This window comes from Amphibacillus sp. MSJ-3 (assembly GCF_018919165.1).
In the GTDB taxonomy this organism is placed as follows: domain Bacteria; phylum Bacillota; class Bacilli; order Bacillales; family Amphibacillaceae; genus Amphibacillus.
This window is the reverse complement of sequence record NZ_JAHLQM010000003.1, coordinates 1-19230: the sequence shown is the minus strand read 5'-3', so window position 1 is coordinate 19230 and position 19230 is coordinate 1. Positions and strand designations below refer to the sequence as shown.

The window sequence follows — 19230 nt, the reverse complement described above, 5'->3', positions numbered from 1 at the left end:
AACATATTGTTGCTTTTACATATCAAAAATGGATTAAACACTACATATATGTTAGAATGTTACTGGAAATTCTTTTTTAAATAGATATATACTGTAGGAGGAAAAATTAAATGGTAAATCTTCAAAAAAACTTTATCTCATTCCATGACCTAATTAAGCTTGATTATGACGATAATTCTCTTTTGAGAGAATATAGGGACCAAATTATAAATGGATTAAAGGATTTTATGGATATAGATTATTCTTTTAGCACATTCGTTCAAGGTAGTTACTCAGTCTTTACAGGAATTAAAAGTTCAGATGAAAATATAGATTTTGATATTGATGTTGGATTAGCAATAGAAATGAGTTTGGACGATTGTCAAAATCCAATAACTGCGAAGAAATGGGTCAGGGATGCAATACAAAGAACATTTCCAAATGCAAAAATTACTATAAAAAATCCTTGTATAACAGTCAACTTTTCTAGCGATAATAATAATGAACAAGTACATGTTGATATTGCAGTATATGCTGTTGAAAATGAAAACTATTATTTGGCAAGAGGAAAAGAGTATAGTTCAGATGAAAATATTGAATGGGAAGTAGCAGATCCCAAAGAATTGAAAGATATGATAAATAATTATTCAGACTCAGCGGAAGATAGAAAGCAATTTAGGAGATGTATTAGATATTTAAAAAGATGGAAAGATAATAAATTTAAACAAGAAAACAGACCAACCGGAATAGGATTAACAGTTCTAGCACTAGAAAAATTTTCCCCAAACAAAACTATTGATTGGTTAGAGAATACAACAACATATAATGATTTAAAAGCATTACATGATTTTACTAGCACACTATTAAATTGTTTCAATAATTATGAATATGATAAAACCAACAAACGTTGGCATTACAGAATAAAAGCAGATTTACCAGTAAAACCTTACAATGATGCGTTTTGTAAAATGACATCTAATCAGATGGAAGATTTTAAAACCAAATTAGATTCATTAAATTCTGATCTCAAGTTTTCAATTGATACACTGGATGAACATGAAGCTACTAAAAAATTAAATAAACATTTTGGTGATGATTTTGTTGTGGTAGATGAAGAAACAGTTGTAGAATCTAGTGCAAGAAATTCATTTGTCTCGGACTATCCAAGTGCGTAAATCCATTATGATAAGTAAAAAATTAAATTATTTACTGGATAATGTTTATGAAAATAGTGAGGGACAATTATTTGGTGATTACTCAAGTTCGAATGGGAAGACTATTAAACTAAAAATAGTTTTCCCTACCCATTTTCCCAACGAATTACCTAAAGTGTACATTCAAAATTTAGATGAAATAGATTTATTTATTCCGCATTTAGATAGCAATGGATTGATTTGCTATGTTACCTCGAATAATGTCATATATGATAGTAGAAATGAAGACAATGTATTGTTTTCTTCAGTACAAATGGCGATTAAAACCATTGAAACTGGTATAAAGAAGCTAAACTATGATGATTTTAGAAATGAATTCATTGCATTTTGGGATCAGCAAAAAGATTTAATACCAGTAGACTTTTTTGCTGAGCCAAACGATGAAGTTAAGCGTTTAGAAGTTTTTTTATACAAAGAGGAGAATTTAATACTTACTGATATTGATAATCAAGATATACCAAGTAAATTTTATACTGGTAAAATTGATAAAGCGAATTCTGCGGATGCTTTATATATACCTTTAAGATTAAATAATAAGATTTTACCTCCCAACCCCAGAAAGGGATGGGGGAAAAAAGAATTATTAAAATTAATCAGAAATAACACCACCCAATCCAAAAAAAATTTTTTTGATAGATGGATAAAAGCTAAAAGCACAAGTATAAAAATATTGATTTTAAAAATACCGATTGATAAAAAAAATGAAGTAATAATAGGTTACTGGTTCGATAAAAACAAACAGTCGATAAAAAAACAACTAAAAAGACCCACACCATTGTTAGTAACCCGTTCGGACTTGAAATATCTTCTTGAAAGGACAAGTGGCGAACACTATTTTACAAATTTAAATGTTTGTATTGTTGGATTAGGTTCAGTTGGGGGGAAGTTATCTTCTGAACTTTCTGACTTGGGGATAACTAAAATGACATTAATTGATTACGAGGCGTTTGAAAAAGATAATCTTTTTCGCCATGAGTTAGGAGCAAATAGTTTAAAAGTAGATAAGTTTAACTATAAAGTAGATAATCTGCAAAATGAGTTAGAGAAGAAAAACCCATATTTAGAAGTTGATGTAGAGTCAATGAATGTTCTAGGCGTTATCAAAAGCGATCCTACCTTTTTTGATAAATTTGATTACACCTTTATCTGTGTGGGGGATACTATGACAAGTTTAGCACTAAATAGTTTCTTTAAAAAAGGAATGTATAAAGTATTTTATTCTTGGGTTGAACCCTTGGGTATTGGGGGACATATACTGTATACTGACTATAGTCAAAAGGGATGTTTTCAATGTCTTAATACCAGTGTAGATGAAGGAATTATTACAAGTAACCGCTCTTCGCTAGCCGCCCCGAATCAACATATCGAAAAAAATTTAGCAAGTTGTCGTTCTTCTTTTGTGCCGTATGGATCATTAACATCAAGTGAAGCTGCAATTAGAACTACAGAAATATTTTACAAGGTAATTACAGAGCAAATCAAAGAAAATACTCTGTATTCATGGCTAGGGGATACTTATCATTTTAAATCATTGGGATATCTGTTTAGTAATCGATATAGAAAATTTGAACATTCATTTCCAATCTATGAAAAAAACTTTAAAAATGAGAAATGTAAGATATGTGGAGACCATTCATGAAAAAATTTAGTAACGAAGTACTTTCAATCGAAGTAAGAGATGGGGTTGTGAATCAACTGTCACACTTTATACAAAGGGAAGCAAAATCTTTGGAATCAGGTGGGATACTCATGGGAAAGAGACTCTATAGTGGTGATATCATAATTACGGATATCACTACACCTCAGAAAGGTGATATCCGTAAGAGAATGTACTTTAAGAAAAAAACAAAAATTCATCAAAAAATCTCTGATGATATCTGGGCTGAAAGTAAAGGAAGAATAACTTATGTTGGTGAATGGCATACTCACCCTGAAAATATTCCAACACCATCGTTTGTAGATATAAAAGGTTGGGAATTAGGTGTAAAAAAACAAAAAAATAACAAGGTTTATCTTTTTTTAATAATTGGAATTAGAGAATTTGGCATGTGGAGTTATGATGAAGAACATGGTTTAATACAAATGGAGCGGATATTGTGAGGCTGACATCATGAAAAAAATAATATTTATAGTTTGGAAAATATTGATTCCACTCATGCTGCTTATTGTTTTGCCCCTTTCTCCTATATTCTTATTTGATTCAAAAATGACAAATATAGGATTACAAATTCTTTTAAAGAATGAACGGGAGTATAACTTAGCAATAGAAATGTTGAAATATTTAAATATTAATATCACGTATCTATTCAGCATACTAATATTAATAATTTTACTAAATTTTTTTAAAAAACAAAATAAAGATCGAATATTTAATTCAAATAGTAATATTTATTATAATTTTTACTACGCTCTCTTTTGGATTGCTTCAAATATCTTAGGTTATGATAAAATACAATTAGCTGGAATACCTATTCAGATGCAGTATAAAATCGTCTTGAGATCAACTTTTAATTCTATTGTCCCTGATATGTGGATGGAGCATTACGATGAAGTACCTGATGGTGTAGAAGTCACTTTAGACTCTATTATTGTCAATGATCCTAAAAAGATTAACTTCATTATCTCTGATACCTATTTTCTTAAAGATGAGGAAATAGACGCTGAGTACAACACTAATTCAGTAATAAGAATTACATCAAATCTCAGTGACAGACGATACGTGAATAAGGAACTTGTTCAAAAAACTAGAGAAGCCATCCAACTTGTCCGTGAAAAGGGATATAAAGAAATATTCATTTTTTCTACAGCGAATCCACAAAATAACTTGAATATAATAAATTCTTCGTTTAGATTTTTTGGGCGATTCGTTGATTTTAAAGTCTTTGTCATTCAAAAAAATGAGGAAAAGTGTTTTTTTAAAAAATATAATCGAGAAAAAAAACTCAAATATGAGAAAAAATATAGAATAATTTAGAAAGAAGAATACTATTGAAAAAGATAAGAAGTTACAGCAGTATCTGGTCGGTCGAAAAAGTCTTCTATGCCATCAACGATTTACAGCTTCCCTTTCCTGTGACCTTCACACAAATGACATGGCTGTCGTGTCATTATTAGTAATCATTTTATTTGGGAATCTCCCTCCCCTTTCCATGATTGAAAGAGCTTTACTCAAATATGTTGTAACCGTCAAGTCTAAATGTACACTTGGCGGTGCGGATGTTTTCTTGGACCATTAAAATAGTTATTAATGTAATGATATTTCAATAATCTAAGTAATTTTATGGGGCGAAATTTATCATTTTACGGTGTTCCACTATACTCATCCCGCCCAATGGTTGTTTAATTCTTTCGTTATTATACCATACAAGACACTTGTCCAATTGCTCTATAAAACTTTCGATTGTGTCAAGTAATTGTGGGAGCTTTTTTAAGTCCCTTATTTTATACAATTTTCAGTATCTAAGGATAATACCCTGCAGGAGTCGTTTTTTGGATATTGAAAGGATGAAATCAATTATAAAGATTGTGAAAATCTAGAAGAGTTAAGAGCGGTTGTAGATAAATTATATTGATTATTACAATGATGAACGTGGACAGTGGAATATAAAAAATTGCCCCCTGTTCATTACAGGGAGCAAATTTTATCTGGGTTGCTTAAGGTCCTTTTTTTAAATGTCCTTGACAAGGGGTCCATTTCAGACCTCTATTTGATCCTACCTAAAGGTAGTTTATTTAGCAAGCTTCTTTCGTCTAACAAAATATACGCCTAAGCCAATGATTAATAATGCTAAACCTATAATGATCCAATTGTACATGTTTGTTGCTGTACTTGGTAGAGAATGATTAACATCGCCATCTTCTGCTTCGGTTTTCTCAGTTGGTCGGTCCGTCATATCATTTTCACTTTCAATATCATTATCATCTTTTGGATCATCTTCAACAGTATTCTGAGAGCCATCTATATTTTCCATATCATTGTGATCCCCATCGCCTTTATTACTGTCATCACTTGGATCCACATTGTCTTTATTATCTTCTTCACCGTCAATATCACCAGGTTCCTCATTGTCAGAAGGATGATTTATTTCCCCAGTTACAAAATGAAATATATCAGAGCGTCTTGTCGCACCATATTCATCTATAATATTCATATACCAATAGTAATCTTTATTAGATTCTAGACCATTCCATTCTGTTGAAACGACATCCCCAGATGCAACATTTTCTACAGAACCTATTAATTCATTCGTATAAATATTAACACTGAAATAATCAGTAGCAACCCTTTTATTAATATCCTTTAATTGGATACCTTCTTGAAATGAATCAATTTCAGGTTCAAAAAAATTATAATCATCTAAAATTGGTGAATACGTAACGACATCAAGAACTTCTTGTACTGGATCAAATGTCAATAGCCTTATATAGCCATCCCCGCCATTTGGTCCCCCTTGGTAATCTGCCAACATTTCAATAACTTTTCTTGTTGTCCCATCTGAATTTGTTACTGTTGTAATTCTCTTGGCAACCCCATGATAATGTCCACCTATTGCCATAATGACATTATCATTTGTTGCGATAATTTCATCAAATACATTTTGCGCCATATTTGATAAAGTAGCATTATATTCTAAATAGGCATGCAAACCTAAAATCGCGTTACGATCGGCATGTTTTTCTAATGCTTCATTTGCCCATGCGATGGTTTCTTCTGTATCTTCTGTCCCGAACCCTAAGTACAACACAATAAAATCATGTCCACCAAACGAAACTAAGTCATAGTGGTTACGGTTATTATCCATCTCACCGCCATACCAAGGATTATCTTTATAACGATCAGCCCCTACATATTTATGGTAGTAAGAGTAATCAATTCCATCAATTATTACATCATGGTTTCCAGCAAGTACCCCGTATGGAACATTAGCATCATCAAGCTTTTTCAAATTACGATCAGCTACTTCCCACTGTGCATCACTATCAGCTACATTTACAAGATCTCCAGTATGAATGGCGTATTCAAACGTTCCATTTTCATATTCATCAACAATCCAGTCACCTAATTGATCAAAAATGTCAGGGTAATATTCTGCATAGAATTGAGTATCTGTCCACCATAACATCGTAAATGGATCATTTGGATTTTTAACTTCATCCTGCACCATTGCTTGAATTTTTCCATCTTTAACAAATCTAGCAATATCTACTTCTGCCGTTAAAATGATATCACTTTCCTCATTTTCACCAGTTGCAGATTTTAATGCAGTCCACTCTCCAGCTTGATAATCCCAGCCATACAAAGTGACGATTCGATTTGGCAATGTCTTTCCTTTCCAATACAATTCCACAACACTATCGTCTGCAATTTCTTCATCTACTTCAACTTCGAAACGATGATATGGAAATCCCGAAGTTGTATCACTTACCAAATATTCTCCATCTTCAGAGGCAATTTTAGCTTGGTCGGTTTCATTAATTACTTCTTCCCCAGCTGACTCCAATGTAAGAGGAGGCTCACGATCCGCATTATAAGTATAACCTGTCACACCAGACCCCTTTGTAAAATCATACTTATAACCTTTTAAAAATTGTACGTCCATTCTATCTCCAGTTGGATCCGTAACCGTTGCCTCTAACTTCACGCTGTCTTCAAGCAGATCTTTAGCATCTTCGGGTGAAACAGATTCGGGTTCATTCGGAATTTCTGTTCCAATTTGGAAGGTGACCGAATCAATCGTTTCATTACCAGCACCATCATATACCGTTACAAAAATTTCGTGCTCACCTTCTGCTAATTTAGCAGATGATGTTTCATATGGAAGTTCAATCTCTTCACCATCAAGTGTTGCCTCTACTTTATGAACACCAGTTAAATTATCTTCTGCATCAACATCAAAAACTAGCTTACCTTTTAAAACTTCCCCGTCTATTACATAATCATTTTCCCCATATGTAATACCCTTGATATTTGGGTCTGTATTATCTACCGTTACAGATATTGATTCACTAAAATCACTATTAACATTTAACTCAAGTTCATAAACACCATCAGCATAAGCAGTAGTATCAATTTCCGCATATCTAGCCGTCCACTTATCTTCTGGTATATCAAATTCAAAATCAATCTTCATTGGTTTGTTAAAGTTAGTATTTGTAGGCGCACCACCATCACCCATACTATAGAAAATGTTTTCCATATATGGTGCAGTCGTTACTGACTTATTACCTAAATAGGATTTTGTCTCCTTTGGCATAACCATTGTACCGTCTGGTAATTCGATATGAATATTCTTAACATTAAAATCATCAAAGTTCGTTTTATTAAAATGTTCTTCATGAACATCTAAGTCATATGGTACATTTTCACTACCCGCATGAATCGATACAGTACTACCAGATACAAAGTAGTCAGGTGTCATTTCATAAGAATACCACACGTTATCAATATATTTCGGTAAAAGTCTCGCAAAATATTCTCTTTCTCCTGCTGGATTTTTTGCACTTGCAGAGGTTTGATAAATATGGTCAATTCCATTTGCCTGGAAACCAAATTTAACGATACCAGGTAATGCCCGTTTTAAATCTAGTGGATTATTATCCATCTTCATTTCAAAACGATCATCAAATTGGCTACCATACGCATAAAGTGAGACCATTTTATGAAGTATATCACCATCATTGATGGATAGACCTTTATCTGGTAATGGAATATCTCCCATCTCATCTTGTACAGTTAAAGAATATCCTAGTGAATTGTACGGAAGTTTAGTAGTATTTCCACTGCCATCTTCCCCAACAATCATATAACGGTAAACGCCTGGATCCGAGATATTCAATGCGGCTTCATACGTGAATGTGCCAGCTTCCTCTGATAATAGTTCTGCATCTATCTCATTTGTAAAAGTTGTCTTCTCTGTATCCCCATCGCCATAAACGACTCTAGCTTTTTCTAATTTTTTTTCACTCGTAAATGTAATACGATAATCATTATTTTTCTCTATGTTATACTTTCCCTGATTATAGTCCATCTTTGGAGCTACAACATCTATTCCTTCTACCTCAGGCACCTGACCCTTATCAATATTTCCAGGGTTGGCAAATGGTCGTGTATCCAATCGCTTCATTTCTTTTCCGTTTTTAGGATAAGTATATCGAATGACACTATTTCTTACTTCACCTATTAATTTGTCTTCCCCTGATGCTGTTGCATCATACCAAGCTTCAACAATCATATCATCTAAATGATCAGAACTTGAAATAGCAAATCCTCGATGTAATGAATTTGGCAAATTAAAATCAGATGATTCACTATTATCATAGAAAATAACATCATTTTCTGCCAATGTTGAATTAAAATGTGTATTAAAATCTTCTACCTTGGTATATCCTGCACTTACTGCTTCCTTAGCAAACCATATAATTGCTGTATTGTATGGTTCAATGGCCGTATCATCTGGAAATGTCCATTGTTTTGTATTCGTTGAATCAGGATATAGATAAAATAAGGTATAACCTTTTAAATTTAGTACTTCGTCAGAATTATTATATACTTCAATGAATTCATATTGATTACCAGACCCCTTACGATAATCTCCAGAAGGGTTAGGAGCCATTTCCGTTATCAGAATACGAGGTATTTCGTAATCTTCCTCCCGTACTTTTATTGAAGATTTGAATTCTTCTGACTGAACAGCTGTTTTGCCATCTGTTGCTTCCAAATAGTAATAAAAACTATCACCAACAAGATGATCTGATGGTATTGTATGTGTATAATAATTGTCAGAACCCAACTCCATTTCTACTTTCGTGTAACTATCCTTTTTATTAAACCTATAATTCAATGTAACAATTAATGGATCTCCATCTTCATCCGTCACATTGGCACTTACTATTAAATCAGTATCAACTTCTATCACTTGTATAGGATCATGATTGATAACTGGATCTATATTTTCTATCGGGATTAATTGTTCGTTTTCAATCTGTCCAGGTGTCGGTTCACCTTTTTGAATATAGTTGTCTAGAAGCGTTCCATTTCTCGGAATTCTAGTATGTAAACTTAGTCCATCACCAACATCGTCTTTCGTGTAAAAAACTTCACTAATAATAGCATCAGGATCATCTTTTTTTGTAATTAAGAATCCACGCTCACTATTATTTAGTCCATCCTGCCCCCGGAGCTTATATACAGGCACTTCATCCGGAATGGAATGGTAGGTTCGAAAATCTTCTTCCGTTAATTCGCTAGCGGAACCAACAATATTACTATTTGTCCGTTCCACCCATAGTACCGCAGGACTATTTGCAGGTATAATAGCCTCTAAATGATCTGCATCATCTACTGCCGTTACTTTTAAATCCTTTATATTGTTAATGTAATTATATCTAATTTTATATAAACTATTAAAATCAATGTCTGTATCTGTATTATTATAGATTTCTACAAATTCAAATAAATCATTATTCCCAGCACCATCTATTTCTCCCTCATTCGATTTATCATCAGGATAAACTTCCGTAATTAATATTGGAAAAGATGCTTCATTATCTATTTTACTTCTTTGGTCATTTTTATCTAAAGCAAAAATAGTATTCGTAAATGATAAATTCACAAGCAATATAATTAGAACGATTGATAAAATCCTTTTCATATAATTTCATACTCCTTTGTGCACATTTAGTTAAACTAATAGTAACTAATTCCCATAATTTCTACCGGTAAAAATAAACCATTCTCCCTCCCTTCAGTAATCCATATTACAATCACCGTGTTAACTAAGTGCTAATATCTTGTAAATTCTTCATAAAATAATTGCAAATCAACATAAATTGGTTACCAGTATCCGACATAGCGAAAGTTAGTTTGTTAACTCTATTGATGGTATTGTATACTATAGGAGAAAGGAGTGTTTTTTTTGGATTTAAAAAAGATAGATGAACAATTCACACTTAAAGCAATATCTTTAGCTGAATTATCTAAAAAGCAAGGTAATGAGCCTTTTGGTGCAGTACTAGTAAAAGATAATACGATTGTCTTCACAAATGAAAATCAAATTCATACGATGAGCGATCCTACCTTTCATGCTGAACATGGACTGATCCGCAGGTTCTGTCAAGAAAATAAGATATCGGATCTTTCAGAGTATACTCTTTATTCTAGTTGTGAGCCTTGCTTCATGTGCTCAGGTGCAATGGTATGGTCTAAATTAGGTCGTTTGGTATTTAGTGCTTATGCAAAGGATTTAGACAAGATTTTAGGAGAAAAAGAGGAAGCTCCAAGCTCTTTAGTATTCCAACATTCTGTCTGGACACCTGAAGTTACCGGTGGGGTTCTTCGGGAAAAAGGGGTTCAACTCTTAGAAAGTTATTTTTCTAGTAAGGATAAATAGTTTTATAGAATCTCTTTGCCTGCTCGTGAGTTAAACAATATTTTAAATTAAGTTTTGATAATAACAATGCAACAAATTTTACTAGATCTTTATCTGGAGATTCTGATTGGTGGGGTGGAATGATTCACCTTCCCCCTACCATTTTTACCAGCTTGTGTCCTAGTTATTTGATCCGCTAATATACCTTCAGCAGTTTTGTGACAGCACTTTTCTACTTTTGTAACTCAAATAGTAGCTCGGCTTCTTTTTATATATTGTTGGGACTAAGTTTCCTTCTTTGTGTTTTAAAAAAGTGGGAAGCCTTATAGTTAAACATCAATATAATCCATTTCCTGACTGCGCTCAGCAAAACTTTTGAAAATGGTTTAAAAGTAGATGTAATCTCCCTTCCAACTCTCCTATGAAAGACTTCGAAATTATATGTCACTATAGGAAAAGGAGAGGTCTTCCGGGTTAAACCGAAATAGATTGAAAAAGCCATGACGACAACCTACTAATTATGGCCTTTTTGGCTTGCCGAGTGTGCGCTGATGACTACACCCCAACCTGACAGGGTAAATGAATCCTAGTGATCAAAACCTATTTAACTAGTTAGAGCGTAAGAATTAGATTGTGCCCAAAGAGGAAATTTATTTTTATGAAGTTGATGCAATTATAATTGAAAATAAAGACATACAAAGATTAATGATATAATTGCATATAATTAAACAGAAATGAAACACTCTGAACTCAAATGTTTAAACTAGAAAGGGGGAATGAGATCATGGGGAGATTACATTTGGCATATTTGAAGAGATTGGCTAGAAAAATAGATGAGAAGACTAAGGTGCATATCGCCGGACAGAAAGACGTGAATGGTGTAAAGGAGATCATCAATATACCATACATAGATGACGGAATGGAAAGTCATCTTCTTGATATTTATTATCCGGAAAACACCACTGATAAACTAAATGTCATTATCAACATCCATGGTGGAGGATTTATATGCGGATCGAAAGAGGTTAACAGGATATTTAATAAATACATGGCAAAACGAGGTTTTGTTGTTGTGAGTGTAAATTATTCACTTATTGATGGAAAAGTACGTTTTAAAGATATTATTTCTGATCTATTTACTGCAATTCACTGGGTATACAACAATATCAGTGATTACTATGGAAATAAAGACCATATCTATCTTTACGGTGACAGTGCTGGGGCTACGTTGACATTGATGGTTGCAAGTATAGCAAATAGTCAGGAGTTGCTAGATACTTATGCTGTGGAGGCATTTCCATTTAAGCAGTTTAAAGCTCTTGCTGTTATCTCACCTTCAATTGGATCAATGAATCCCATGGGTTATCTTGTGGCTCCAAGCTACCGTGAGTTTTTGAGGGACGACTATGGGAAGGAAAACTATGACCTCTATTTTCCGGATGTTTTTGTGCCTGAAAACTACCCTCCCGTATATATATTGACTGCAAAAGGGGATTTTTTAAGAAAAGATGCGCATAAAATAGAAAAACTACTTTCTGAAAATAATATTCCATGTGAACTGACTGATAGGGAAGAAAAACTAGGACACACATTTTGTTTCCAAAATCCATATCGTCAGGAGAGTATTGAAGCAGCGGACGCGATAGAAAGGTTTTTCAAAAAGAACTTTTAATATGTTTTTAAAAAGTTGGAAATTTAATAGTTAAATATCAATATGATCCATTTCCAGACTGTGTTCATGCAAAACTTTTGAAAATTGTTTAAAAGCAGATGTAATTTCCCTTCCAACTCACCCTATGAAGGACTTCGAAATTTTATGTCACTATAGGAAGTTGGGACTTTACTGTCAGTTGATCTCCCACTTACAATGCTTACTTTCCTTCAAATTTCTAAAGTGGAATCTTACTGACAGTTACACTGCGTTAAAGCGAAACTCAATCAGTGAGGGTTGGTCTACAGGACCTAGATCATGCAGACATTACCACAAATGTGATGGTTTAGTCCGCGTTCCCCTATCCCCACTGATTGCGACTGGGACTGGGACTGGGACTGCGGTTACTCGTCCCACCGGAGACATTTGCGGTTACTCGTCCCAGCGCATTGATTTGTGGTTATTCATCCCAGCAAGAACTTTTGTTACTACTACAATGGTATGACCTAAAGGCCCTTAAACCAATCAGACCGTCAGTTGATCTCCCACTTACTCACTGGGCCTTGCTTACAAGTTCCATAAGATGAGAGTCTTCTATTGGAAATTAGATAAACAAATACTTCAAAACTTTTAAAAGCCTTTGGTTCTTTTTTGACTTTATAACATTCAGAGTACGATTGTTTTAATCACCTTTCCCTGATCTAAATCAAATAAAATAATTTCACCGTTTTGATAATAAGCATATGAACGTGAACCGTCTTTTGGTATCGTCGTGCTACCTGGATTAAGAACAATGACTCCATCTTTCTTCTCTAGCACCTTCACATGAGTATGACCAGAAACAACCACTTGGCAGTCATGTTCTTTTGCCTGTTGAATGCGTTCTTCTTCTGTCTCTTCATAGCCGTGAACAAGATAGAATCGATGACCATCAAATTGGATCACGCGGGATTTTAATGAAAGGTCCTGTGCTAACACCATTTCATCCACATCCGCATCACAATTCCCGCGAACATAGACGATATCCTTGCGCGACTTCAGTAGATTTGCTAATTCTTTAGGATTGTAGTTTTTCGGCAAATGATTACGTGGACCATGATAGAGTACATCACCAATATGACAAATTTGTTCCGCATCTTTGAGTCCTTCAAGCGCTTCGACCGTATCCTCGAAACCACCATGACTATCACTAATAAAACCTAATTTCACTTTTATCACCTGTCCTTCTTACAAAAAGTAAATTCTTATTTACTACTTTAATTCTTGCTTATTCAATCACTTCAGTATGGAAACAACGCTTCATATGATTTAGCATTGACTCACCAAGATTGGTAAAGGTTGCGACACCTCTTTTATGAGTTACCGTTTTAAATCCTTCTGCATCTGCCCCTGAAACCGTTGAAAAGACACAAATATCTGTTGCCACTCCAACTGTATGTACCTTTTCCACACCCTCTTTTCTTAATTTTTCAGCCAATCCGGTTTTAAAGAAGGCATTATAATTCGTTTTTGGATCATAGATGACATTTTCATTGTCCTTATTTTCTTGAAACCAATCATTTAACTCTCCATACAATTTTTGTCCCTCTGTATTAACAACATTATGTGCTGGCCATAAATCAAAGTGAGGATCGTTCGGTTGATGTGCATCCATTGAAACAACAACAATATTTCCCTCTGCCAAAAACTTTGTTGCCAAGTCCTTAATATAAGGTACGATTTCCTGTCCTGCCTTACCTACTGTTAAGGTACCATCATCGGCAACAAAATCATTACTCATATCAACGATTAATAGTGCTTCTTTTGCCATTACCACTCAGCTCCTTATCATCTCTTTAGCTACCAGATAACTTTTTATATTGACCGTAATCTATGAAATCCACTCTAGTCCTTCTGAAGTCATTGTTATTTATCTGATTTTACTTTTATCCCTGTTGCTTATGTTCATATTATACTAGCAGAATTGACCATTGCAAATCTTCACCGCTTTATATCTAAAGTAAACAAGGCTCCACATCACTTATGTTCCGAGTGAGATGAAGCCTATTCTATACATTTATATTTTCGAATAATGGATTTTGGAATCTATCCTTTGTTCTTTAAATATTTTTGGAATATATATGGCATTGTCGTTTTGTCTTATTTTTCATACTTAGAAGCAGGCTATGACTTATTCATAACTAACCTTCAGGAATCCCATCCAACTTAATGTAACCGATTCAGCTTAGAAAGTTTAAATATTCAATCCCAATTATAGCAATCCATTTTTCTACTTTAATAGTCTAGGTGGGTAACATAATCCGAATTTAAGGCCAAAAAACACTGATAAGTGAGTCGTAAACTTTTGGTATTTTTACTTTTTTCAGTAGCTCCATTATCATCCGGTGGTTGCCCTTGTGTGATTGATCTAGGGCTTTAAAGTCAGTCAATCTGTGATAAAGCATATCAGCATCTAGTCAAAGCTTCTGATCACCCTACAATATTTGTTTGACTAAATCTTGATAATATTCATATAACAACTGTTTATTATCAATTTGATAGTCTTTTCGATAGATAAGCTGAGCATATTGATCTGTCAATTTCATCATTAAATCAACCTCAAGTGTATCATCTACCATCTGGGCAAAGCTGTGTAATGTTAGTGTTGATGATCGTTTTAATTTTTTTATTTGTAATAAGTAGAGCAAAATCTGATAGGCTTTTTTAAAATCGGCCTCAGTTTCGAAACAAGGCCAACGCCAAAATAGGATTTGCTTTAAAATTGCCTTCCACCTTGTCACAAGATAGGCTAGCAAGGCAATAAGTAAACCGTAGAACCATGGCCAAAAGTTCAGTTGTCGAATGGTTGAACTTGTCCCCTCTTCCTCTTGCTCTATGTCATCTACTTCGGGGATCATTGTATCTTGTTCATCTTCTTCTATTAGATCTTCCCGATCTTGCACTTGGTTTTCGATATCTTGTTCAAGTTGATCATTTGATTCATCTAGCTCTTCATATAGGATTTCGCTACCATCGAAGCCAATCGTCGGTTCAAATGGAATCCAGCCGATTTCCGGGAAATAGACTTCCACCCATGAGTGAGCGTTACGATTGGTAATCTCATAACGATAGCGCTCTTCATCATCCGTAGATAAATCTTCAATTTGTTCCCCACTTGTAAAACCCTTCACCCACCGCGATGGGATTCCAATCGCTCTTAACATCACAGCCATTGATGTTGAAAAATTGTCACAATAACCTACCTGTGTTTCAAATAAAAATTGATCAACATAGTCTTCTTGTTCATTTGGGATAGGGACTCGACTTGTTTGATAAGTAAAATCACCTTGAGCAAAATAAGATTCAATCGCAAGTACCCGATCATAGCGCGTAGGTTCATCTGAGGTAATTTCCTCTGCCAGTTGAATCACCCGTTCTGGTAGTTCTTCAGGTAATTGTAGATAAAGTGACGCGATATCGTGGGGGATCGCCCCATTTGCCCATCTTAACTGATCGATTGAGATATCCGGGTATAAATAAGTCATTTCAATAGTTTCCGTCTGGAGTTTAATGTCTGGATTTTCAGGTTCAATTTGACCTGTTTCCTCATCATAGGCAAAAGAATCAATCTCTTGATGATTCACTTCTAACAAACCATAGGGATAAACAAGTTTATTAAAGTCCATTTCCTCTAAATATTGAACGGATACTGTTCTTAAAGGTTGATCTGAGCTTGGAGTAACTAGCTGTAAGCCTCCCACAAAATAAGGTTGGAAATCTAAAGCCTTCTGTCTTTCCCAGCCGTGACCTGTATAAAAGTCCTTCGATTCAATTCGCCAATAATGATCAAATGATGTTTCAGCATAAAATAATGGGGTATTATCCATTTCCAGTGTGCCACCTAATCGACGATCATCCTCACCATAACCAACCCGACGCGTTTTCCCCCAATTGCTAAAATTATACTCCTCAGCTGTACTTCTTAAAAAAGGGATCGGATCTGGCCAAATTGGATCTGATTTTGGAGCGAAATAACTTAATAGGCCAATCGCAAATATGGTCAAAAGAAATGGGATAAATATCCGTTGAAACCATCGGGTGAAATCAGTCGTTAGCTGTTTTTGTTCGGCCCTTTTTAAATAATGATTAATCACAAGCAGAATTAAACCGGCTAAAGCTATCCGAATAATTGCTTGATCCGCTTGATAGGGAGTAAAGGTATCCAGTACAGTTACAAACACAATCGTTAGAACAATTAAGACAAAGGCACGCTTCATAGTAATTAACCAAAAGTAAAGTAAATAACTGACTAGCGCAATGATCAGTAAAAATAAGGCGGTTTGGAAAGATTCAGTAAACCGATGCCAGTCTCCAGCCATTAGAGCTGTCCAATTAATCTGCCATTCTATTTGAAGTTTACGAAACCAGTAGTCACTGAAAATTGGCCCCGGCAAAAAAGTGTGGTTGATCATTAGGATCAGCACAATTGTTTTTAATAGAAAGGATAGCCGTGTTGGCCATTTGAGATAGGTTAGGCCAAAACAAAAAATGGCGTAGAGAACAAATAAATCAAGATGGCCTAATTCAGTAACTGTCTTTAAAGGACGAATCCATTCAATAACTAAAATAAATCCAAGCAAATAAACGATAAAGTTTAACAATTGACTACCAGACTGAATACGCCCTTTTCCTCTCATCAAATATTCACCACCACTCTTCTTTTTTTCAGGTCAAATTCCGTTAATAAATAAACCTGAATCCGATGCTTTTTCAATTTAGTTTCAAGTACTTCATCTTGCTTTATTTGATCAGCTTGTCGCTTTGTTATATATAATGAGATCCGATTCACCTGATTGGATAAGCCCACCACTTGTTCGACGAGTCGACTTGTTAATTGATCTGTAAATAAGATCAGAAAATCTCCTTTATCAACAGATTGCTGATAATGTGTAAACGCAGAATCCATCTTCTGTTCATCTGCACCTGGTTTAAATGCTATGAAAGGATCCATTAATTCAGCTTGTTTCTTATTGGTTAAAATAAGTGGCCGGCCATGACCAATGTGGAGAAAATCAACCTTTCGATTTTTCCGATTAGATGCCTTTAAAATAGTTTGACAAAGGGATAAGTGCCACTCATAGGCAACTCCACCTTTCATCCCTAATAGCATAATCGTACCATCTCGACTATATTCTTGTTCAAATTCCTTTGTCATTAATGTGGCTGTTCTAGCAGTCGCTTTCCAATGAATCGCTGAAAGTCGATCGCCAGAAATGTAAGGGCGAGCTCCTGTTATATAATTAGAACGATCCGTCTGTAAAGTTGTTGTCAAACCTTCTCCAAAACGATTTTCTTGATCATTCCATCGTATATATAAATCAAGATTAGCGGGAGTAACACGAAAAGTCGATGGAGTTGGTAAAACAATTGATTTAGTGATAAAGCCAAATATATCAGTCATCGTTAAACTAAGCTGTTCAAAAGCATGCTTGCCCCTCGGTAAATGATTCAAGTCGTAGGAATATTCAAGTTTACGGCGAAATAAGGGATAAAGCATCTGCTTAACACTTGCTTCACGTTGTAAAATATTGCCCTTCTCCAGCATTTCCCCCCATCGATCAGTGGTAAAATAAGAGCAGGCAGATTCAGGGAGGAAATCCTCGATGATCAAATATGAAACCGGAAATGGAAGATGTCTTGTTAGCTCTATACGAACCTGAATCGATTGTCCCGCCTGAATCGGACTAGTCGCAACTACTCGTTTCACATGCCAGTCCCTAATTGGATAAAAAATAAAGAACAAATAATAGATTAAAAAAGGTAAACTAGTATAAAATAAAAACCAGCTCACAAATCCACCTTGAAACATGGCATAACTAAACAAAACCAATACTAAACCAAATAGTAAGGCTAACTTAACCAACAAATAGACAACTTTCCGCATCAGTTTGATACCTTTTGGGCTGGAACTTCGACTTGATTTAAAATATCCTGGATCAATCGATCAACTGATTTGCCTTCATAATTCGCCTCTCGAGTCAAAAGCATCCGATGGTTTAGAACAAAAGGCGCTAAATAGATCACATCATCTGGGATACAATAATCACGTCCCATAATATAGGCATATGCCTTGCTTGCCCCCATTAACCCAATCGCACTACGGGGGCTCCCACCCAGTTGAATATCAGGATGTTCTCTTGTTTGACGTACGATTTTAACAATATACTGTTGAATAATTGGGTCAACGTAGACATCCCTTACCTCTTTCTGCATATCAATTAGGTCGTCCCGTTCGATTATAGCTGTTATTGTCTCAATTGGATGAATACCACTCGTAATATCCAGCATCTCGATTTCTTCGATTTCGGTCGGATAACCCATTTTTAATTTGAGTAAAAAACGATCGATCTGCGCTTCTGGTAGAGGATATGTTCCTTCATATTCAATTGGATTTTGCGTGGCCATCACAAAGAAGGGCTGGTCAATTTGAATCGTTTCGCCATCTACAGTGACACTTCCCTCCTCCATTGCTTCTAATAGAGCGGATTGCGTTTTCGGTGAAGTTCGGTTGATTTCATCGGCTAAAATAATATCACCAACAATAGGTCCTCTTTTATATTCAAATTGTTGGCTGTGCGGGTGATAAATTGACACACCTGTTACATCTGAGGGCAATAGATCAGGTGTAAATTGAATTCGATTAAAAGAGCAATTAAGAGATTTAGCAAGTGCCCGAACAAGCATTGTCTTGCCGACTCCTGGTATATCCTCGAGCAACACATGGCCACGAGCTAAAAGGGCAGTTAAACTTAAGATCACTGTTTCTTCTTTACCAACAATAACTTTATTTATATTCGTTACTATATTATTTATTGATTGTTGTTTCATATTCATCTTCAACTTGACCCCCGTTTATAAATCGTAGATTGTAAAATTAAGCTAGACAACTAAAAAAGTCATTTATGATACACTCTTACTATACTTCCACCACGAAGAATAGGAGTGATCATAAATGACCTACACCCATCTTACCACGGAT

Annotated in this window: 13 protein-coding genes; 7 read left to right on the top strand and 6 right to left on the bottom strand. The window is 34.8% G+C overall.

Annotated elements, in window-relative coordinates:
• Positions 1 to 110 precede the first annotated feature (110 nt).
• Genes KQI76_RS01560 through KQI76_RS01540 form a run of 5 tightly spaced genes read left to right on the top strand, consistent with a single transcriptional unit; the run spans position 111 to position 4307 of the window.
• Positions 111 to 1154, top strand: a complete 1044-nt coding sequence (locus KQI76_RS01560) for a cyclic GMP-AMP synthase DncV-like nucleotidyltransferase (RefSeq protein WP_216398549.1) — start codon at positions 111 to 113, stop codon at positions 1152 to 1154.
• Positions 1114 to 2832: a ThiF family adenylyltransferase gene (locus KQI76_RS01555; protein ID WP_216398548.1), complete on the top strand. Its 1719-nt coding sequence runs from the start codon at positions 1114 to 1116 to the stop codon at positions 2830 to 2832. Before KQI76_RS01560 ends, KQI76_RS01555 begins: the two co-directional genes overlap by 41 nt.
• Positions 2829 to 3293 carry a Mov34/MPN/PAD-1 family protein gene (locus KQI76_RS01550; protein WP_216398547.1) on the top strand — a complete coding sequence of 155 codons (465 nt, stop codon included), beginning with the start codon at positions 2829 to 2831 and terminating at the stop codon, positions 3291 to 3293. Before KQI76_RS01555 ends, KQI76_RS01550 begins: the two co-directional genes overlap by 4 nt.
• A 10-nt stretch (positions 3294 to 3303) precedes the next feature.
• Positions 3304 to 4167 (top strand): hypothetical protein, encoded by an 864-nt coding sequence (locus tag KQI76_RS01545; RefSeq protein ID WP_216398546.1) that lies wholly within the window; start codon positions 3304 to 3306, stop codon positions 4165 to 4167.
• Between the two features lie 14 nt (positions 4168 to 4181).
• The gene (locus KQI76_RS01540) at positions 4182 to 4307 is read left to right on the top strand and encodes a TcpE family conjugal transfer membrane protein (RefSeq protein WP_483860879.1); all 126 of its coding nucleotides are present in this window, start codon (positions 4182 to 4184) and stop codon (positions 4305 to 4307) included.
• A gap of 614 nt (positions 4308 to 4921) precedes the next feature.
• On the opposite strand, the gene KQI76_RS01535 is transcribed toward KQI76_RS01540, so the two are convergent.
• Positions 4922 to 9844 carry a lamin tail domain-containing protein gene (locus tag KQI76_RS01535; protein ID WP_216398545.1) on the bottom strand — a complete coding sequence of 1641 codons (4923 nt, stop codon included), beginning with the start codon at positions 9842 to 9844 and terminating at the stop codon, positions 4922 to 4924.
• A gap of 264 nt (positions 9845 to 10108) precedes the next feature.
• On the opposite strand from KQI76_RS01535, the gene KQI76_RS01530 reads away from it, so the two are divergent.
• Both KQI76_RS01530 and KQI76_RS01525 read left to right on the top strand, forming a co-directional pair.
• Positions 10109 to 10582, top strand: coding sequence for a nucleoside deaminase (locus KQI76_RS01530; RefSeq protein WP_216398544.1), 474 nt, complete (start codon positions 10109 to 10111; stop codon positions 10580 to 10582).
• 763 nt (positions 10583 to 11345) lie between these two features.
• Complete coding sequence (locus KQI76_RS01525; protein WP_216398543.1) at positions 11346 to 12233, top strand: alpha/beta hydrolase; 888 nt, start codon at positions 11346 to 11348, stop codon at positions 12231 to 12233.
• Positions 12234 to 12878: 645 nt separating this feature from the next.
• Here the strand turns inward: KQI76_RS01525 and yfcE are convergent.
• The 5 genes from yfcE to KQI76_RS01500 form a co-directional block, all read right to left on the bottom strand.
• Positions 12879 to 13421, bottom strand: coding sequence for a phosphodiesterase (gene yfcE / locus KQI76_RS01520; RefSeq protein ID WP_216398542.1), 543 nt, complete (start codon positions 13419 to 13421; stop codon positions 12879 to 12881).
• Between the two features lie 58 nt (positions 13422 to 13479).
• On the bottom strand, positions 13480 to 14022 hold the full coding sequence (locus KQI76_RS01515; RefSeq protein WP_216398541.1) for a cysteine hydrolase family protein: 543 nt from the start codon (positions 14020 to 14022) through the stop codon (positions 13480 to 13482).
• 664 nt (positions 14023 to 14686) lie between these two features.
• Positions 14687 to 16888 (bottom strand): transglutaminase-like domain-containing protein, encoded by a 2202-nt coding sequence (locus KQI76_RS01510; RefSeq protein ID WP_216398540.1) that lies wholly within the window; start codon positions 16886 to 16888, stop codon positions 14687 to 14689.
• Entirely contained in the window at positions 16888 to 18135 is a 1248-nt protein-coding gene (locus KQI76_RS01505; protein WP_216398539.1) for a DUF58 domain-containing protein, read from the bottom strand. The genes KQI76_RS01510 and KQI76_RS01505 overlap by 1 nt, the downstream gene beginning before the upstream one ends.
• Positions 18135 to 19085, bottom strand: coding sequence for an AAA family ATPase (locus KQI76_RS01500; RefSeq protein WP_216398538.1), 951 nt, complete (start codon positions 19083 to 19085; stop codon positions 18135 to 18137). Before KQI76_RS01500 ends, KQI76_RS01505 begins: the two co-directional genes overlap by 1 nt.
• Positions 19086 to 19230: the final 145 nt, after the last annotated feature.

Excerpts from the sequence above, each read along its gene's own strand:
- KQI76_RS01560 (WP_216398549.1), top strand. The coding sequence starts at position 111 with ATGGTAAATCTTCAAAAAAACTTTATCTCATTCCATGACCTAATTAAG.
- KQI76_RS01550 (WP_216398547.1), top strand. The coding sequence starts at position 2,829 with ATGAAAAAATTTAGTAACGAAGTACTTTCAATCGAAGTAAGAGATGGG.
- KQI76_RS01535 (WP_216398545.1), bottom strand. The coding sequence starts at position 9,844 with ATGAAAAGGATTTTATCAATCGTTCTAATTATATTGCTTGTGAATTTA.
- KQI76_RS01510 (WP_216398540.1), bottom strand. The coding sequence starts at position 16,888 with ATGAGAGGAAAAGGGCGTATTCAGTCTGGTAGTCAATTGTTAAACTTT.
- KQI76_RS01525 (WP_216398543.1), top strand. The coding sequence starts at position 11,346 with ATGGGGAGATTACATTTGGCATATTTGAAGAGATTGGCTAGAAAAATA.
- KQI76_RS01500 (WP_216398538.1), bottom strand. The coding sequence starts at position 19,085 with ATGAATATGAAACAACAATCAATAAATAATATAGTAACGAATATAAAT.
- KQI76_RS01545 (WP_216398546.1), top strand. The coding sequence starts at position 3,304 with ATGAAAAAAATAATATTTATAGTTTGGAAAATATTGATTCCACTCATG.
- KQI76_RS01515 (WP_216398541.1), bottom strand. The coding sequence starts at position 14,022 with ATGGCAAAAGAAGCACTATTAATCGTTGATATGAGTAATGATTTTGTT.
- KQI76_RS01505 (WP_216398539.1), bottom strand. The coding sequence starts at position 18,135 with ATGCGGAAAGTTGTCTATTTGTTGGTTAAGTTAGCCTTACTATTTGGT.